Annotated in this window: 16 protein-coding genes; 8 read left to right on the top strand and 8 right to left on the bottom strand. The window is 64.0% G+C overall.

The window, feature by feature from the left end:
- From RT028_RS08205 to RT028_RS08195, 3 genes are all read left to right on the top strand, one after another.
- Positions 1 to 249: potassium-transporting ATPase subunit C (locus tag RT028_RS08205; RefSeq protein WP_312934208.1), on the top strand; the 249-nt coding region annotated here is incomplete at its 5' end.
- 3 nt (positions 250 to 252) lie between these two features.
- Entirely contained in the window at positions 253 to 2907 is a 2655-nt protein-coding gene (locus tag RT028_RS08200) for a sensor histidine kinase KdpD (protein ID WP_312934207.1), read from the top strand.
- Positions 2904 to 3605 (top strand): response regulator, encoded by a 702-nt coding sequence (locus tag RT028_RS08195; RefSeq protein ID WP_312934206.1) that lies wholly within the window; start codon positions 2904 to 2906, stop codon positions 3603 to 3605. The genes RT028_RS08200 and RT028_RS08195 overlap by 4 nt, the downstream gene beginning before the upstream one ends.
- An 87-nt stretch (positions 3606 to 3692) precedes the next feature.
- On the opposite strand, the gene RT028_RS08190 is transcribed toward RT028_RS08195, so the two are convergent.
- The 7 genes from RT028_RS08190 to gloB all read right to left on the bottom strand — a co-directional run bounded on the left by RT028_RS08190 (position 3693) and on the right by gloB (position 13601).
- Positions 3693 to 5315 carry an ABC transporter ATP-binding protein gene (locus RT028_RS08190; protein WP_312934205.1) on the bottom strand — a complete coding sequence of 541 codons (1623 nt, stop codon included), beginning with the start codon at positions 5313 to 5315 and terminating at the stop codon, positions 3693 to 3695.
- A 1-nt stretch (position 5316) separates the two neighbouring features.
- Complete coding sequence (locus RT028_RS08185) at positions 5317 to 6336, bottom strand: ABC transporter permease (protein ID WP_312934204.1); 1020 nt, start codon at positions 6334 to 6336, stop codon at positions 5317 to 5319.
- A gap of 1 nt (position 6337) precedes the next feature.
- Entirely contained in the window at positions 6338 to 7411 is a 1074-nt protein-coding gene (locus RT028_RS08180; RefSeq protein ID WP_312934203.1) for a microcin C ABC transporter permease YejB, read from the bottom strand.
- A 1-nt stretch (position 7412) separates the two neighbouring features.
- On the bottom strand, positions 7413 to 9254 hold the full coding sequence (locus RT028_RS08175) for an extracellular solute-binding protein (protein WP_312934202.1): 1842 nt from the start codon (positions 9252 to 9254) through the stop codon (positions 7413 to 7415).
- A complete protein-coding gene (locus RT028_RS08170; RefSeq protein WP_312934201.1) occupies positions 9251 to 11080 on the bottom strand; it encodes an extracellular solute-binding protein in 1830 nt (609 codons plus the stop codon). The genes RT028_RS08175 and RT028_RS08170 overlap by 4 nt, the downstream gene beginning before the upstream one ends.
- A gap of 178 nt (positions 11081 to 11258) precedes the next feature.
- The gene (locus RT028_RS08165) at positions 11259 to 12704 is read right to left on the bottom strand and encodes a transglycosylase SLT domain-containing protein (RefSeq protein WP_312934200.1); all 1446 of its coding nucleotides are present in this window, start codon (positions 12702 to 12704) and stop codon (positions 11259 to 11261) included.
- 99 nt (positions 12705 to 12803) lie between these two features.
- Complete coding sequence (gene gloB, locus RT028_RS08160) at positions 12804 to 13601, bottom strand: hydroxyacylglutathione hydrolase (protein WP_312934209.1); 798 nt, start codon at positions 13599 to 13601, stop codon at positions 12804 to 12806.
- Between the two features lie 84 nt (positions 13602 to 13685).
- On the opposite strand from gloB, the gene RT028_RS08155 reads away from it, so the two are divergent.
- The 3 genes from RT028_RS08155 to dnaQ all read left to right on the top strand — a co-directional run bounded on the left by RT028_RS08155 (position 13686) and on the right by dnaQ (position 15766).
- Positions 13686 to 14444 (top strand): methyltransferase domain-containing protein, encoded by a 759-nt coding sequence (locus RT028_RS08155; protein ID WP_312934199.1) that lies wholly within the window; start codon positions 13686 to 13688, stop codon positions 14442 to 14444.
- 52 nt (positions 14445 to 14496) lie between these two features.
- Complete coding sequence (gene rnhA, locus RT028_RS08150; RefSeq protein ID WP_312934198.1) at positions 14497 to 14943, top strand: ribonuclease HI; 447 nt, start codon at positions 14497 to 14499, stop codon at positions 14941 to 14943.
- Positions 14944 to 15025: 82 nt separating this feature from the next.
- Entirely contained in the window at positions 15026 to 15766 is a 741-nt protein-coding gene (gene dnaQ / locus RT028_RS08145; protein WP_312934197.1) for a DNA polymerase III subunit epsilon, read from the top strand.
- 131 nt (positions 15767 to 15897) lie between these two features.
- Here dnaQ and RT028_RS08140 read toward each other — a convergent pair whose 3' ends face one another.
- The gene (locus RT028_RS08140; protein WP_312934196.1) at positions 15898 to 16116 is read right to left on the bottom strand and encodes a hypothetical protein; all 219 of its coding nucleotides are present in this window, start codon (positions 16114 to 16116) and stop codon (positions 15898 to 15900) included.
- A 155-nt stretch (positions 16117 to 16271) separates the two neighbouring features.
- On the opposite strand from RT028_RS08140, the gene RT028_RS08135 reads away from it, so the two are divergent.
- Positions 16272 to 16829, top strand: coding sequence for an NAD(P)H-dependent oxidoreductase (locus RT028_RS08135; RefSeq protein WP_312934195.1), 558 nt, complete (start codon positions 16272 to 16274; stop codon positions 16827 to 16829).
- A 72-nt stretch (positions 16830 to 16901) separates the two neighbouring features.
- Complete coding sequence (locus tag RT028_RS08130; RefSeq protein ID WP_312934194.1) at positions 16902 to 17903, top strand: AraC family transcriptional regulator; 1002 nt, start codon at positions 16902 to 16904, stop codon at positions 17901 to 17903.

Below are 17903 nucleotides of genomic sequence, written 5' to 3'. Positions count from 1 at the left end.
GACCGCCAAGGTGCCGTGCCCATGGCGCTGCTGACCACCTCAGGCAGCGGCCTCGACCCGCACCTGTCGCCGGCGGCAGTGGCCTGGCAAGTGCCAGGTGTGGCGGCGGCGCGCGGCGTGCAGGCATCGCGCTTGCAAGTGCTGATCGATGACGCCACGCTGCGCCCACTGATCGGCCCGCCGGTGGTCAATGTGCTGTTGCTCAACCAGGCGCTGGACCGCCTTGCGCCCCTGCCCACGAAAGGATGAACCATGACTGACGCGCAACGTGCCGATGCGCTGTTGAACGCTTTGCCGCGCCAGGGTCGGGGGCGGCTGAAGGTGTTTCTCGGTGCGGCGCCGGGTGTGGGAAAAACCTACGCCATGCTCCAGGCGGCCCACAGTCAGCGCCGTCAGGGCGTCGAGGTGCTGGCCGGGGTCGTGGAGAGCCATGGTCGCAGCGAGACCGAGGCGCTGTTGGTCGATCTGCCTCAGGTTGCGCTGCTGCGCTGCGACTACCGCGGTGTGCTCATGCAGGACATGGACCTCGACGCGCTGCTGGCCGCCAGCCCGCAACTGGCGCTGGTGGACGAACTGGCCCACAGCAACGTGCCCGGCAGCCGCCACGCTAAACGCTGGCAGGACGTACAGGAACTGTTGGCCGCCGGTGTCGACGTGTACACCACGCTCAACGTCCAGCATCTGGAAAGCCTGAACGACAAGGTGCGTGGCATCACCGGCGTGCAGGTTCGTGAGACCGTGCCGGACTGGGTGGTACAGGAAGCCTTCGAGTTGGTGCTGATCGACCTGCCGCCGCGCGAGCTGCTCGAGCGCCTGCGCCAGGGCAAGGTCTACGTCCCTGAGCAGGCGCGGGCAGCCATCGATGCGTTCTTCTCGCAGACCAACCTCAGCGCCCTGCGTGAACTGGCCCTGCACACCGCCGCGGCGCAGGTCGATGCGGATCTGGCCCAGGGTTATCGGCAGCGCGGTGAACAGGCGCCGGCGTTGCAGGGGCGGTTGCTGGTTGGGGTCGACGGCGATGCGCAGGCCGAACGGCTGGTGCGCCATGCCAGCCGCGTGGCCCAGCGTCGCCACCTGCCCTGGAGCCTGGTGCATGTGGATCGCGGTGAAGCACGGGACGACACCAGCAGGCAACGTCTGCAGGCCGCCCAGCAACTGGCCGAGCGTCTGGGCGGTGAAGTGGTGTTGCTGCGGGCTGCTGAAGTTGCCAAGGCACTGCTGCAACATGCCCAGGCGCGCCGGGCCAGCCTCCTGCTGGTCGGGCGTAGCCGCCGCCGCTGGTACGCTCCGGCGTTCGGCGCCGGGGTCGGTGTACGCCTGTTGCGTCAGCGTTCGGGCCTGGAAATCACGGTCTTCGATGCAGAGCCGGATGCCGTGCCGCGAGTGCCGACCCGCCGGCCCATCGGGCCGCTGAGGCACTATGGGCTGGCGATGTTGGCCACCGTGCTGGCGGCGGGCCTGGCCTGGACCGTGTCAAGTGTGCTGGAACTGCCGAACATATCTCTGGTGTTTCTTGCGGCAGTGCTGCTGGTGGCGGTGCGCAGCAGCCTGGGCCCAGCCCTGACTTGCGCGGTGCTGTCGTTCCTGAGTTATGACTACCTGTTCATCGCGCCGAATTTCTCGCTGAGCATCCAGCGTGAAGAAGACGTCCTGACCTTGCTGTTCTTCCTGCTGATGGCCGCGCTCACGGGCAACCTGGCGGCGCGGCAGCGGCGGCAGTTGCAGGCCCTGCGGTGGACCCAGGATGAGACCCGGCAGTTGCTCGAACTGTCCCAGCGCCTGGCCCAGGCCACCGATCGCCAGGCAGTCTTCGCGGCTGCAGCGCACCACCTGTCTGGTGGCGACGGGCAGCAGGTCTGCGTAGTGCAACACGAGGTTCATGCGGGTTTGACCGCAGCAGGCCAGCCACTGCCGGCCTTCACCGTCAACGAGCGCGCCGCTGCAGAGTGGGCCTGGCAGCACGGCCAGGCGGCCGGGGCGGGCACGGACACCTTGCCCGAAGGGCGCTGGTGGTGGTGGCCGTTGCGCGACGACGACCAGCCCCTGGCCTTGCTTGCTGCCTGTTCCACCACGTCACGCCCGCTCGGCCGGCAGCACCTGCTGCGCCTGCGCGCACTGGCCCAACCATTGAGCCTGGCGCTGGCCCGGGTGAACCTGGCCGAGCAGTTGGAGGCCGCACGCTTGCAGGGCGAAACCGAACAACTGCGCAGTGCGTTGCTCGCCTCGGTGTCCCACGACCTGCGCACACCCCTGACGGCCATGCGTGGCAGCATCGACAGCTTGTTGGCCCTGGGCGAGGTGATTCCCGCAGCGGATCGCCGCGAGTTGCTGGAGGGTACCCGTGATGAAGCCGAGCGCCTGGACCGCTACATCCAGAACCTGCTCGACATGACCCGCCTGGGCCACGGCGCACTGGCGCTGGCCCGCGACTGGGTGGCGCCGGCTGACATCGTCGGCAGTGCGCTGCAGCGCCTGCACAGCCTGTTGGCATCATTGCAGGTACGCACCGAGGTGCCGGCCGACGCTCCGTTGCTGTTCGTCCACGCCGCGCTGATCGAGCAAGCGCTGGTCAACGTGCTGGAGAACGCCGCACGTTTTTCGCCGGTCAATGGTCGCCTGCAGGTCCAGGTCCAGGTGCGTCCCGGGCAGCTGCGCCTGGCAGTGAGCGACGAAGGTCCGGGGATTCCCGACACCGAGCGCGGCCGGATCTTCGACATGTTCTACACCGCCGCCCGTGGCGACCGCGGCGGGCAGGGCACGGGCCTCGGCCTGGCCATCTGCCAGGGCATGATTGGCGCCCACGGTGGCCATGTCGAAGTGAGTGACGGGCTGGATGGTCAGGGCACCTGCATCACCTTATGCTTGCCGCTGCCCGAGCAGCCTGATCCCGATCCCGAGGCCCCATGAACCTGTCCGCTACCGTGCTGGTCATCGATGATGAACCGCAGATTCGCAAGTTCCTGCGCATCAGCCTGAGTTCACAGGGTTATCAGGTGATCGAGGCCGCCACGGGCGGTGATGGCCTGGCTCAGGCTGCGCTGGGCCAACCGGACCTGGTGGTGCTTGACCTGGGCCTGCCGGACATGGACGGCCAGCAGGTGTTGCGGGCGCTACGCGAATGGAGTGCGGTACCGGTCATGGTGCTGTCGGTCCGTGCCAGCGAAGTGCAGAAGGTCGATGCTCTGGACGGCGGGGCCAATGACTACGTCACCAAGCCGTTCGGCATTCAGGAGTTTCTCGCCCGCGTTCGCGCGTTGCTTCGCTCATCGGCAAGCGCCGGTCTGCCCCACGCGGCAGGCGCGCCAGCGATCAGTCTCGGGGCGTTGACCATCGACCTGGCCGAGCGTCGCGTCAGCCTGGACGGTACGGCCGTCGAGCTGACGCGCAAGGAGTACAGCCTGCTGGCGCAATTGGCCCGCCATCCCGGTCGGGTCATTACTCAGCAACAACTGCTCAAGGACATCTGGGGCCCGAGCCACGTCCATGACACGCACTACTTGCGCATCGTGGTCGGGCACCTGCGCCAGAAGCTGGGTGATGATCCAACGGCGCCGCGCTTCATCCATACCGAAGTCGGCGTCGGCTATCGCCTGCTGACGGGGTAGTGCTCTGCCTTGCGAGCGCGGCGTCGGCCGAGTGGCGGCCGTTCGGTGGCATCCTGAATGGGCCGCCAACACCGAATGGCCTGCTCGTCAGTCGGGGCGCCAGGCCTCACCCGTCGGGCTGAGAAACGCCGCCTCCAACAGCTGTCGCGTGTACGCATGCTGCGGGGCCTGGAAGATGCGTCGGGCGTCGCCTTGCTCCACCACCTCGCCCTGTTTGATCACTATCAACTGATGGCTCAGCGCTTTTACCACGGCCAGATCGTGGCTGATGAACAGGTAGGTCAGGTTGTACTTGCGCTGCAGCGAACGCAGCAGCTCTACGACCTGCCGTTGCACGGTGCGGTCCAGCGCCGAGGTTGGTTCATCCAGCAAGATCAGCGCGGGCTTGAGCACCAGGGCGCGGGCGATGGCGATGCGCTGGCGCTGGCCGCCGGAAAACTCATGGGGGTAGCGATGGCGGGTGGCCGGGTCCAGCCCCACCTCCTGCAGCGCGGCGATGATCGCGGCTTCACGCTCTTCGGCGCTGCCGATGCGATGGATCTGCAGGCCTTCGCCAACGATGTCGGCCACGCTCATGCGCGGGCTGAGGCTGCCGAACGGGTCCTGGAACACGACCTGCATCTGCCGGCGCAGTGGCCTGACCTGCTGCGGGTCGAGGCCTTCCAGCGACTGGCCGTCGAAGCGGATGGCGCCCTCGCTGGCAATCAGGCGCAGGATCGCCAGGCCCAAGGTCGACTTGCCTGAGCCACTCTCACCGACGATGCCCAGGGTCTGCCCCTGAGGCAGGCTGAAGTGGATGCCGTTGACCGCCTTGACGTGGTCGACGGTGCGTCGCAGAAACCCTTTCTTGATCGGGAACCATACTTTCAGGTCGTCGACTTCCAGCAACGCTGCACCGGCTGGATTCGGGACTGGGTCGCCCGTAGGCTCGGCGTTGATCAGCATCTGCGTATAGGGGTGCTGTGGCGCCTCGAACAAGGTGGCGCAGTCGGCCTGCTCGACGATCTTGCCCTGCTGCATCACGCACACGCGGTGGGCGATACGCCGCACCAGGTTGAGGTCATGGCTGATCAGCAGCAGCGCCATGCCCAGGCGCGCCTGCAAGGACTTCAGCAGCTCGAGAATCTTCAGCTGCACGGTCACGTCCAGCGCCGTGGTGGGCTCATCGGCGATCAACAGCTCCGGCTCATTGGCCAGGGCCATGGCGATCATCACCCGCTGACGTTGCCCGCCCGACAGCTCGTGGGGCAGGGCCTTGAGGCGCTTGTGCGGCTCGGGAATACCGACCAGTTCGAGCAACTCCACGGTACGTGCGGTGGCTTGCGGGCCGGTCAGGCCCTTGTGCAGCAAGAGGATTTCGTTGATCTGCTTTTCGATGGTGTGCAGCGGGTTGAGCGAGGTCATCGGCTCCTGGAAGATCATCGCGATGCGGTTGCCGCGAATGCGCTGCATCGGCTTTTCACCGAGCGTGAGCAGGTCCTGTTCCTGGTAGCGGATGCTGCCGCTGGGGTGCCGCGCGAGCGGGTAGGGCAACAGGCGCAGGATCGAGTGCGCCGTCACCGATTTGCCCGAGCCACTCTCGCCGACCAGGGCCAGGGTTTCGCCACGGCGGATGTCGAAGCTGATGCCATCGACCACGCGATTGACCTGGTCACCGCTGAGGAATTCGACGGCCAGGTCGCGCACTTCGATCAGGTTGGGTTCGGTCATGTCATTTCCTCGGATCGAAGGCATCGCGGGCGGATTCGCCAATGAACACCAGCAGGCTCAGCATCACTGCCAGCACAGCGAAGGCACTGATGCCCAGCCAGGGCGCCTGCAGGTTGGATTTGCCCTGTGCCACCAGCTCGCCCAGCGATGGCGCGCCGGCAGGCAGGCCGAAGCCGAGAAAGTCCAGGGCGGTCAGGGTGCCGATGGCGCCGGTGAGGATGAAGGGCATGAAGGTCATGGTGGAAATCATCGCATTGGGCAGGATATGCCGATACATGATCGCCCCGTCGCGCATGCCCAGGGCCCTGGCGGCGCGCACGTATTCCAGGTTGCGCCCACGCAGGAACTCGGCGCGCACCACATCCACCAGGCTCATCCACGAGAACAGCAGCATGATGCCCAGCAACCACCAGAAGTTGGGCTGCACGAAGCTGGCGAGGATGATCAGCAGGTACAGCACCGGCAGCCCCGACCAGATTTCCAGGAAGCGCTGCCCGGCCAGGTCCACCCAGCCACCGTAATAGCCCTGCAAGGCCCCGGCGATCACACCGATGATCGAGCTGGCGATGGTCAGGGTGAGGGCGAACAGTACCGAAATACGGAAGCCATAGATCACCCGCGCCAGCACGTCACGGCCCTGGTCGTCGGTACCCAGCCAGTTGTCTGCCGAGGGCGGGGCCGGGGCCGGTACCTTGAGGTCGTAGTTGATGCTCTGGTAGCTGAAGGGGATGGGCGCCCAGAGCACCCAGGCCTGTTGCTTGGCCAGCAACTCCCGGATGTAGGGGCTCTTGTAGTTGGCTTCGAGCGGAAACTCGCCGCCGAAAGTGGTTTCCGGGTAGCGCTTGAACGCCGGGAAGTACCACGTGTCGTCGTAGTGCACGGCAATGGGTTTGTCGTTGGCAATCAGCTCGGCGCCCAGGCTCAGGCCGAACAGGATGAGGAACAGCCACAGCGACCACCAGCCGCGGCGGTTGGCCTTGAAGCGCTCGAAGCGTCGACGGTTCAGGGGAGAAAAGGCCATGTCAGTGCTTCCTGCTGGCGAAATCGATACGCGGATCGACCAGGGTGTAGGTCAGGTCGCCGATCAGCTTCACCACCAGCCCCAGCAGGGTGAAGATGAACAGGGTGCCGAAGACCACGGGGTAGTCACGGTTGATCGCGGCCTCGAAGCTCATCAGGCCCAGGCCGTCGAGCGAAAAGATCACCTCGATGAGCAGGGAGCCGGTGAAGAAGATGCCGATGAACGCCGACGGAAAGCCGGCGATCACCAGCAGCATGGCGTTGCGGAACACATGCCCGTACAATACGCGTGACCGGCTCAGACCCTTGGCCTTGGCGGTGACCACGTACTGCTTGTTGATCTCGTCGAGGAAGCTGTTCTTGGTCAGCAGGGTCATGGTGGCGAAGTTGCCGATCACCAACGCGGTGATCGGCAGCACCAAGTGCCAGAAATAATCGAGCACCTTGCCGGTGGCCGACAGCTCATCGAAGTTGTTGGAGGTGAGCCCGCGCAGCGGGAACCAGTCGAAGTAGCTACCGCCGGCAAACAGCACGATCAGCAGGATGGCGAACAGGAACGCCGGAATCGCATAGCCGACGATGATCGCCGAACTGGTCCAGACATCGAAGTGGCTGCCGTGCCGCACGGCCTTGGCGATGCCCAGCGGGATCGATACCAGGTACATGATCAAGGTGCTCCACAGCCCGAGCGAGATCGACACCGGCATCTTCTCGACGATCAGGTCGATGACTTTGGCATCGCGAAAGAAGCTGTCGCCGAAGTCCAGGTGGGCGTAGTTCTTGATCATGATCCACAGCCGCTCAGGCGCTGGCTTGTCGAAACCGTACATGTGCTCGATTTCGGCGATCAGGGCAGGGTCCAGGCCCTGCGCGCCGCGGTAGTTGGAGCCGGCCACCGACACCTCTGCGCCACCGCCGGCAATCCGGCTGGTGGCCCCCTCGAACCCTTCGAGCTTGGCGATCATCTGCTCGACCGGCCCGCCAGGCGCGGCCTGGACGATGATGAAGTTGATGACCAGGATGCCCAGCAGGGTCGGGATGATCAGCAGCAGGCGCCGCAGGATATAGGCCAGCATGTCAGTTGGCCTCGGCAGCAGGGGCGGGTTGGGTGGTGACCGAGGGTTTCACCTCGGGCTTGATCCACCAGGTGTCGATGCCGATGTCGGACTTGGGATAGGCGGGCGGGTGACCGATGTGGTCCCAGTACACCACGCGCCAGGTCTTGATGTGCCAGTTGGGGATCACGTAGTAGCCCCACAGCAGTACACGGTCCAGGGCCTTGGCGTGGTCGACCAGCGACTGGCGTGAATCAGCGTTGATCAGCGATTCGACCAGCTGATCGATGGCCGGATCACGCAGGCCGATGTAATTGCGGCTGCCGGGGTTATCGGCGGCGGCGCTGGACCAGTATTCGCGCTGCTCGTTGCCCGGAGAGCTGGACTGCGCAAAGCTTCCGACCATGAGGTCGAAGTCTCGCGAGCGCACGCGATTGACGTATTGCGAGACATCCACGCGGCGGATGCTCAGCTCGATGCCAAGATCTGCCAGATTGCGCTTGAACGGCAGCAGGACCCGTTCGAATTCGGGCTGCGCCAGCAGAAACTCGATCACGACAGGCTTGCCCTGGGCATCGACCATCTTGTCGTCGACGATCTTCCAGCCCGCCGCTTGCAGCAGGCCATAGGCCTTGCGTTGCTGCTCGCGAATCATGCCGCTCGCATCGGTAACCGGGTTGTGGAACGCCTCGGTCAGTGCGCGCGCAGGTATCTGCCCGGCCAGCGGTTGCAGAATGGCCTGTTCGGCCGGCCCCGGCAGGCCTTTGGCGGCCATGTCGGAGTTCTCGAAATAGCTGCCGGTGCGCGTATAGGCGCCGCTGAACAACTGCTTGTTTGCCCATTCGAAGTCAAACAGCTGGCTGAGCGCTTCGCGTACACGGATGTCCTGGAACAGCGGCCGGCGCAGGTTGAAGACGAAACCCTGCATGCCGCTCGGCGTGCCGTTGGGCAGCTCTTCACGCTTCAGGCGGCCCTCGCGCACGGCAGGCACGTTGTAGGCCGTGGCCCAGTTCTTGGCAATGCGCTCTTCCCAGAAGTCGAACTGCCCGGCCTTCAGCGCTTCCAGCGCCACCACGTTGTCGCGGTAGGAATCGAAGGTCATGACGTCGAAGTTGTACAGGCCACGATTGAGCGGAAGGTCCTTGGCCCAGTAGTCCTTGACCCGTTCATAGCGGATCGAGCGCCCCGGCTTGACCTCGGCAACTTTGTACGGGCCGCTGCCCAAGGGAATTTCCAGGTTGCCGCGGGCGAACTCGCGATTGGCGTACCAGTGCTTGGGCAGCACCGGCAACTGGCCGAGGATCATTGGCAGTTCGCGGTTGGTGCCGTGTTTGAAGTCGAAGCGGACCTGCAGCGGGTTCTCCACCACCACCTTGTCGACATCGCCGTAGTACTGGCGGAACAACGGTGCACCCTGGGTCACCAGGGCGTTGAAGCTGAACGCGACATCTTCGGCGCGCATCGGGTGCCCGTCGTGGAAGCGTGCTTCCGGGCGCAGATAGAAACGCACCCAGCGGTTGTCCGGGGCTTTCTCGATCTTGCCGGCGACCAGCCCGTACTCGGTGAACGGCTCGTCCAGGCTCTGGCGCATTAGGGTGTCGTAGATGATCGAGATGTTTTCAGCCTGCACACCTTTGGTGATGTACGGATTGAGGCTGTCGAAACTGCCGAAGCTCGATTGGCGAAACGTGCCGCCTTTGGGCGCGTCCGGGTTGACGTAATCGAAGTGGGTGAAGTTGGCCGGGTATTTGGGCGCCTCGTCGTACAACGTCAGCGCGTGTTGCGGTGCGGCTATGGCGCCCAGGTTGAGACAGGCGAGCATCAGGCCGGCGGCCAGTGCGCCCAGGCGAGGCATCGGCTTCATGGTGCGGTCTCCGGAGTTTTGAGCCACCAGCTGTTCAGCCCCAGGGTGTAGGGCGGCGTGGTGACGAAGGCGAACCGGTTGCGGTAGGCCAGGCGGTGATTGTCGAGGTACCAGTTGGGAATCATGTAGTAGTGCCAGGACAGCACGCGGTCCAGGGCTTTGGCTGCGGCGACCTGGTCATCGCGGCTTTGCGCGGCGAGCAGCTGGTCGAGCAGGTGATCGACCACCGGGTCGTCGATGCCGGCGTAGTTCTTGCTGCCCTTGATCGCGGCCTGGCTGGAGTGGAAGTACTGCCATTGCTCAAGACCCGGACTGAGGGTCTGGCCCAGGGTCATGAGGATCATGTCGAAGTCGAACTGGTCCAGGCGCTGCTTGTACTGTGCCCGGTCCACGGTGCGCAGACCGGCGCTGATGCCGATGCGGTTGAGGTTTTCCACGTAGGGCTGGAAGATGCGCTCCAGGTTGGGGTTGACCAGGAGGATCTCCAGGCGCAGCGGTTGCCCCTTGGCATCGACCAGGCGCTGGCCGTCGAGGGTGTAGCCCGCCTTGGCGAACAGTGCCAGGGCGCGGCGCAGGCTCTCGCGAGGTACGCCATTGCCGCTGGTATGGCTCACCTGATAGGGCTGGGTGAACAGTTTGCTGGGCAATTGATCGCGAAACGGTTTGAGCAGCAGCCATTCCTTGCCCACGGGCAGGCCGCTGGCGGCGAATTCACTGTTGGGGTAGTAGCTGGTCGAGCGCTTGTAGGCGTCATTGAACAGGGCGCGGTTGCTCCACTCGAAATCCAGCATCAAGCCCAGCGCCTGACGCACGTTGGGGTCATCGAACGGGGCGCGGCGGCTGTTCATGAACAGGCCTTGGGTCTGGGTCGGAATGCGGTGCGGGATCTGCGCCTTGATCACCTCGCCACGGCGCACGGCCGGGAAGTTGTAGCTGTTGGCCCAGTTCTTTGCCTGGTGCTCGATGTAGATATCGAATTCACCCGCCTTGAAGGCCTCGAAGGCCACCGTGGCGTCGCGGTAGAACTCGAACTCGACGCGGTTGAAGTTGTACTTGCCACGATTCACTGGCAGGTCCTTGCCCCAGTAATCCTTGACCCGCTCGAAGACCAGGCGCCGGCCCGGCTGGACATCCGTGATGCGATACGGCCCGCTGCCCAGCGGCGGCTCGAACGTAGTGGCCTTGAAGTCGCGCTTTTCCCAGTAATGCTTGGGCAGGACCGGCATTTCGCCCAGGCGCAGGATCAGCAACGGGTTGCCGGCGCGCTTGAAGACGAAACGAATGCGCAGCGGGCCGAGGATGTCGACCCGTTGCACTTCCTGAAGGTTGGTGCGGTACTGCGGGTGGCCTTCCTTGAGCAGCGTGCGATAGGAGAACGCCACATCGGCCGAGGTGATGGGCTTGCCGTCGTGGAAGCGCGCTTCGGGACGCAGGTTGAAGACCACCCAACTGCGGTCCTCGCTGAATTCCACCGAGCGTGCGATCAGGCCATAGCTGGACGTGGGCTCGTCGCCGGACGGGTCGTACTGGCCGGTGCCGACCATCAGCGTCTCGTTCAGCTCGCTGACGCCGTACTGGCCGAAGTTCGGTGTGGCGATGGGGCTCGAGCCCTTGAAGGTATAAGGGTTAAGGGTATCGAACGTACCAAAGGCCATGGCCCGCAATGTGCCGCCCTTGGGCGCTTGCGGATTGACCCAGTCGAAGTGGGTGAAGCTGGCTGGGTACTTGAGCGTGCCGAACTGCGCGTAACCATGGCTTTCGCTCACGGCAGCGCTGGCAGGGAAGCTCAAGGCCAGACTGATTGACAGCAGGAGGGGACGTATCAAGTCGGCATCCGATCCAGAGGCATTGGGCTTGGGTCGGGCTACAGTAACAGCTTGTCAGGGATGGAAAAAGAGACCCCGGCATGGCGCTGTGCTACGGCTACGGCGGTGCTCTGCAAACGCCGTCAACGCCTCGTGGTTCGAGGCGTCGGCAGGTCGGGGCAGGGCGCTGTGGCAGGGCTCAGCGGCCCACGTAGACCGTGAGGGTCTGGCCCGGTTTCAGTGCTTGGCCACTGCGCGGATTCCAGCGCTTGAGGTGTTGCATTTCCACGTTGAAGCGCTTGGCCACCAGGTACAGGGAATCGCCTTTGCGCACCTTGTATTGCGTGGAGCGCTTTTGCGCTGCAGCAACTCGGTTGGCCGCGGCGCTTGGCGCGCTGGGTGCGCTGCCGCCACGCAGGGCCAGTACCTGACCCGCCCTCAGGCTGGAGCCGGACAGTCGATTCCACCGTTGCAGGTCGCGCACCGAGACCCGGTTGGCGCGAGCGATGGCGCCAAGGTTGTCGCCGCGCTTGACCCGATAGCTGCGCGAGGCGGCGGCCGCAGGCACTTGCACTTCGGCCAGCGCTGCCTGGAACACCGCCTTGTTAGGCTGCAGACTGACCCGTTGCTCAGGTTTGAGGTTGGACAGGCTGGCCGCGAGCAGTTGCGCCTTCGCCGTGGGCACCAGCAGTTGCTGCGGACCATCCACGGTCATGCGTTTCTTGAAAGCGGGGTTGAGCTGGATCAGCTCGTCTTCGTCGATGTCGGCGAAGGCCGCCACGCGGGACAGGTCGAGGCGGTCATTGATGGTGACGGCAGCGAAATAGGGTTCGTTGGCGATGGGGCTGAGGTTGACCCCGTAGGCCTCAGGGGCGTTCACGACCTGCGACAAGGCCAGCAGCTTGGGCACGTAGTCGCGGGTTTCCTGCGGCAGTGGCAGGTTCCAGTAGTCGGTGGGCAGGCCCAGGCGCTCATTGCGCTCGATGGCCCGGCTGACGGTGCCTTCGCCGGCGTTGTAGGCGGCCAGGGCGAGCAGCCAGTCACCGTTGAACATGTCGTGCAGGCGGCTCAGGTAGTCGAGGGCTGCGTTGGTCGAGGCGGTGATATCGCGACGGCCATCGTAGAAGTTGGTCTGGCGCAGGTTGAAGTGGCGCCCGGTGGACGGAATGAACTGCCACAGGCCGACGGCATGGGCCCGGGAATAGGCCATGGGGTTGTAAGCGCTTTCGATGGCTGGCAACAAGGCCAGTTCCAGGGGCATGTCGCGCTCTTCCAGACGCTCTACGATGTAGTGCATGTAGAGGCTGCCGCGCTCACCCAGCAGCTCCACGGAGCGGGCGTTGTTGGCGAACCAGATGCGTTGTTGCTCGATACGCGGGTTGAGGTCGACATCCTGCAGCGCGAAGCCCTGGCGCATGCGCACCCAGACGTCCTGCGGCACTTGCGATGCGGCCGGCACGATGATCCGGGGCGCAGGCCGGTGCTTGATCCGTACCTGATAGTTGGGCGCGCGAACGCTGTCGGTCTCATCGACCTTCGGCGCACTCTGACAGCCCACCAGGGTGGCTGTGAGGGCCAATGCGCTGGCCTGGGCCAAGCGCCTCAGGGCGACGGAATGAGAGGTTCTGCGGCTACGGAATGACATCGGCAGGTACGTTTATCCGGGCAAAAAAGTTGGGCGATTCTAGGAACCGCTTCCCCCCGGGTCAACCTTGGGGCTGCCATGCGCTACGTCCTGGCGCTATCAGAACGCGTTCTTCCAGGCCCTGAGGGCAGCGAAAACCGCAATGGAACTAGGGTTTGCCGCTTTTGTCCATTCGTCCGCTTTTTGTTTAACGGATGTTTCAGTCGTCCGCAAAAAAGGATTGGTCAGCCGTTCCAGGCCAATGCTCGAAGGCAATGTGATGCGCTGTTCGGCGCGCAGCTTTTCAACCTCTGCCAGACGCTCGAGCACGTGCGCGTTGTCGGGCTCTGCGGCGTTGGCGAAGCGCAGGTTGCTCAGTGTGTATTCGTGGGCGCAGTAGACGCGTGTGGCCTCTGGCAATACCGCCAGCCGCTGCAGCGAATGGTGCATCTGTTCAGGGGTGCCCTCGAACAGTCGTCCACACCCCCCCGCAAACAACGTGTCACCGCTGAACAGCAGTGGTCCGGTACCTTCAGCGCCTCCACTACCCTCTGCGCTATGAAAAGCGATGTGTCCCAGCGTATGACCAGGCACCTCGATGACCTCGAACGCGATGCCCAGGCACGTCACGGCGTCACCGTCGCGCAGTGCGACATCGCGTGCCGGGATCGTCTCGTTGGCAGGTCCGGACACCTTCGCGCCCGAGCGGGCCTTGAGCGCTTCGACGCCGCCGACATGGTCCTGGTGATGATGAGTGATGAGGATGTCGGTCAGCTGCCACTGGGGGTGAGCGTCGAGCCAGTCGAGCACCGGTCGCGCATCACCTGGGTCGACCACCGCGCAGCGCTGTGTGGCAGTATCCTGCAACAGCCAGATGTAATTGTCGGAGAAAGCAGGCAGTGCTTCGATCTGTATCATGGCGCGCATCCGAATCATCTGGTTGGACATGGACGCATCTTAACGTCCATGGCGCAGCGGGAGAACCTTCCAAGGGAGAGTGCAATGAGCGATCAAGCGTTTGCCCAGGCCGACAACGAGTGGATCGAGCTGATCAGCGAGGCCCGAGCCTGGTTCGAAGGGCCTGTTGGGCAACTGATGCTCAAGCAGGAGCAGGCCCTGCTCGAGGAGGAGCTGGCGCGCTTCTTTGGCGGTTTTCTGGTGCACTACGGCCCCAGCGCCGAAGCGCCGCCCAGCGCGCCACAGGTGCAGCGCAACGTACGCGTGGGTGCGCCGTTCCCGGGTGTGGAGATCGTCTGCGAAGAGCAGGCCTGGCCCTTCAGCGAGCACGCCGCTGATGTGGTCGTGCTGCAGCACGGGCTAGACTTCAGCCTCTCGCCCCATGGCCTGTTGCGGGAAGCGGCCATGACGGTGCGTCCAGGTGGGCACTTGCTGATCGTCGGCATCAACCCGTGGAGCACCTGGGGCATGCGCCACGTGCTGGGCAAGGGCGCGCTGCGCAAGGCGCGCTGCATTTCGGCCTCGCGGGTCGGCGACTGGCTCAACCTGCTGGGTTTCGCCCTGGAGAAACGCCGCTTCGGGTGCTATCGTCCGCCGCTTGCCTCGCCAGCCTGGCAGCGCCGTCTCAAGGGTTGGGAGCGCAAGGCTGGCCAATGGCAACTCGGTGGCGGCGGTGTCTACGTGCTGGTCGCGCGTAAAATGGTGGTCGGCCTTCGGCCATTGCGCCCGCCACGGCGCGAGCCGATGGGCAAGTTGCTGCCGCTGCCGCTGGCCAAGGTCAATCGCCGCCGCAGCGATTCGTGACCAGGAACGCTGCTCGCCGAGCGTCGACAATTTTCAAGCGAATGGGCAGTACATGACCGAAAGCGTCGAGATCTACACCGATGGTGCCTGCAAGGGCAATCCTGGCCTGGGCGGCTGGGGCGTTCTGATCGTCTACAAGGGTGCGGAAAAGGAACTCTGCGGCGGCGAGCTCAACACCACCAATAACCGCATGGAGCTGATGGCGGCCATCCAGGGCCTGATGGTGCTGACCCGTGAGTGTGAGGTCATTCTCACCACAGACTCCCAGTACGTGATGAAAGGCATCACCGAATGGATGACCAACTGGAAGAAACGCGGTTGGAAAACCGCGAGCAAGGAACCGGTGAAGAACGCTGATCTGTGGCGCCTGCTCGACGAGCAGGTCAACCGCCACAAGGTCACCTGGAAATGGGTCCGTGGCCACATCGGCCACCCCGGTAACGAACGCGCCGACCAGTTGGCCAACCGTGGCGTCGAGCAGGTCCGCAGCAGCCGCTGACCGCTGGCACCCCAGGCCAGCAACGCGCTCCAGCCTGGGGTACACTCAGCGCCTTTTTTCGTGATGCAAGTGGAGTCACCGCGTGGAGCAGCAGCAAGACAAACGGCTCATCATTCTCGACACCGAAACCACCGGCATGCCCGTGACCGAAGGGCATCGGGTGATCGAGATCGGCTGCGTCGAGGTCATTGGTCGGCGCCTGACCGGTCGCCACTTTCACGTCTACCTGCAACCTGACCGCGAAAGCGATGAAGGGGCGATTGGCGTCCACGGCATCACCGATGCATTCCTGGTCGGCAAGCCGCGCTTCAACGAAGTGGCGGACGAGTTTTTCGAGTTCATTCAGGGCGCGACCCTGGTGATTCACAACGCAGCGTTCGACGTCGGCTTCATCAACAACGAATTTGCCCTGATCCGCCAGCCACATCGAGCCGATATCTCGGTGCATTGCCCGATCCTCGATACCCTGATGATGGCGCGCTCGCGTCATCCTGGGCAGCGCAACAGCCTCGACGCCTTGTGTAAACGTTACGGCATCGACAACTCCGGACGAGACCTGCACGGTGCTCTGCTCGATGCCGAGTTGCTGGCGGATGTCTACCTGGCAATGACCGGTGGCCAGACCAGCCTGTCGCTGGCCGGCAATGGCAGTGACAACGACGACGGCGGCGCGGCACGCCCCAGCGAAATACGCCGCGTCAGCGGCCGTCAGCCTGGGCCGGTACTGCTCGCCAGCCCAGCCGAGCTCGAAGCGCACGCCGAACGGTTGGCAGCGATTGCCAAGGCTGCCGGTGGCCCGGCGTTGTGGGAAAGTCTTGGCTGAAATCCAAGCTGGGAGGCCCGCAGTTGTTGCTGTGGGCAAGTTAGGCAGCCTCAGGTGGAAGCTGCCACAGGCTGCGCTCACCGAGCGCTGGGCAGCCGTTGCTCAGGTTCGACCAACGGCTGCGTTTCACATCAGGGAACGCGGATCAGCTCAACGCCGTTGCTCACCAGCTCAAAACGATTTTCCCCGAGGTGATTGACCCGGTCACCAATCGCCAGGCGGTAGGTGACGATGGGTGAACCCACCGCGTGGCCATCATCCTGCAGGGTCGATTCCTGAAATTCGTGGACGGGATAGATACGGCCTTCGGCGTCGCGGGCGTGAAACTGGCCGACCATTACTGCTGCCATGAGCGAGGAAACCTCTGAAATATTAGGAAATGTCTGTAGCGATAGACCGATGACGCGGCCAGGAAGTTTTCTCCTCAACAGAAAAAAACCCTGAGCCCTGGCAGTGGTCATCTATACCTAGAACGTTTCACTCACCGTCCAGTCAGGAAATCGCCATGAGCCAAGAGTATTCGGTAGCTGTTGTCGTTGGGAGCCTGCGCAAGGAGTCCTATAACCGTAAGGTCGCGCGTGCACTGGCCGAGCTTGCCCCTTCCAGCCTGTCGCTGAAGATCGTCGAGATCGGCGATCTGCCCCTGTACAACGAAGACGTCGAAGCCAACGCACCAGACACCTGGAAGCGTTTCAGAGACGAGATCCGCCAGAGTGACGCCGTGCTGTTCGTTACCCCCGAGTACAATCGCACCATGCCCGGCTGCCTGAAGAACGCCATCGATGTCGGCTCTCGCCCGTATGGTGAGAGCGCCTGGGGCGGAAAGCCGGCTGCGGTGGTGAGCGTATCGCCGGGCGCCCTGGGCGGCTTCGGTGCCAACCACGCTGTGCGCCAGGCGCTGGTGTTTCTCGACATGCCGTGCATGCAGATGCCAGAAGCCTATGTCGGAAATGCCGCCAGCCTGTTCGATGAGGCCGGCAAGCTGAACGACAAGACGCGGCCCTTCCTGCAGACGTTCATCGACCGCTTCGCCGGCTGGGTCAAACTCAACCGCTCGGTTTGAGCCACCCGCGCTTGTCACACCGGGGCCGCTGGGTAAGATGGACCCTCTCCACAGCTCCGGTGCCCGGTTCAGATGAGCGACAAAGACACCATTTCCATGCACCTGGTGCGTGAAGCGTTGTTGCAGAGCTGTCCCGATGCCTTGGTCAGTGTCGCATTGCTGCAGCGCCTGGGTATCGACGCAGACGCCATGCAGCGGCCTGATGCACGTATCGCCAGTCAGACCTACGCCGCGCTGTGGCGGCGGCTGGCGCGCCAGTGCAGCGATGAGTTCTTTGCCATGGATGCCCGTGGGCTGCCACCGGGCAGCCTGGCATTCATGGCTCGGGTCAGCCTTGCGCAACCCACGGTAGGTGCCGGGCTCGATACCGCGCTGGGCTACCTGGCGCTGGCGCTCGATACGCTGAAACCGCGACTGTTGCGCCAGCAAAGCGTAGCGCAGGTGGTCATCGACGAGCCCAAGCCCACCGCACAACGTGCATTTGCCTATTTCACGCTCTGGATGATCATCCACGGCCTGGCCTGCTGGCTGGCAGGCCGGCGCATTCCCATTCTCGCGGTGGACCTGCGCTGTGACGAGCCGCCGTTCTGCGACGACTACCGTGTGATGTTTTCGGACAATCTGCGTTTTGCCAGCCCCTGCACACGCATGATCGTCGCGGGTGATTGTCTCGACCAGCCCATCCGCCGCAGTGCCGAAGACTTGCAGCAGTTCCTCGCTCAGGCCCCAGGCAACATTCTGGTTCGCTACCGTGACCCTTCGAGCCTTGGGCGACGCATTCGTACAGACCTGCTGTCCCTCGACCCCATGGAATGGCCCGACGTCGAGTGCTTGGCGCATCGCCTGCATCTGTCGGCGTCAACGCTGCGCCGCCGGCTGGCGGAAGAAGGGCAGAGTTATCAAGGCCTCAAAGACAGCGTACGGCGTGAACTGGCCTTGCACTGGCTGGCCGATCCGCGCACGGCCATGGGTGAGGTGGCCGAACGATTGGGCTACGCCGACGCCAGCTCGTTCTACAAAGCGTTCCGCAAATGGTTCGGCTGCAATCCCGGTCACTATCGATCGCTCAACTGA

The organism is Pseudomonas sp. (assembly GCF_032058845.1).
Taxonomy (GTDB): Bacteria; Pseudomonadota; Gammaproteobacteria; order Pseudomonadales; family Pseudomonadaceae; genus Aquipseudomonas.
This window is presented reverse-complemented; position numbering and strand designations above follow the sequence as displayed.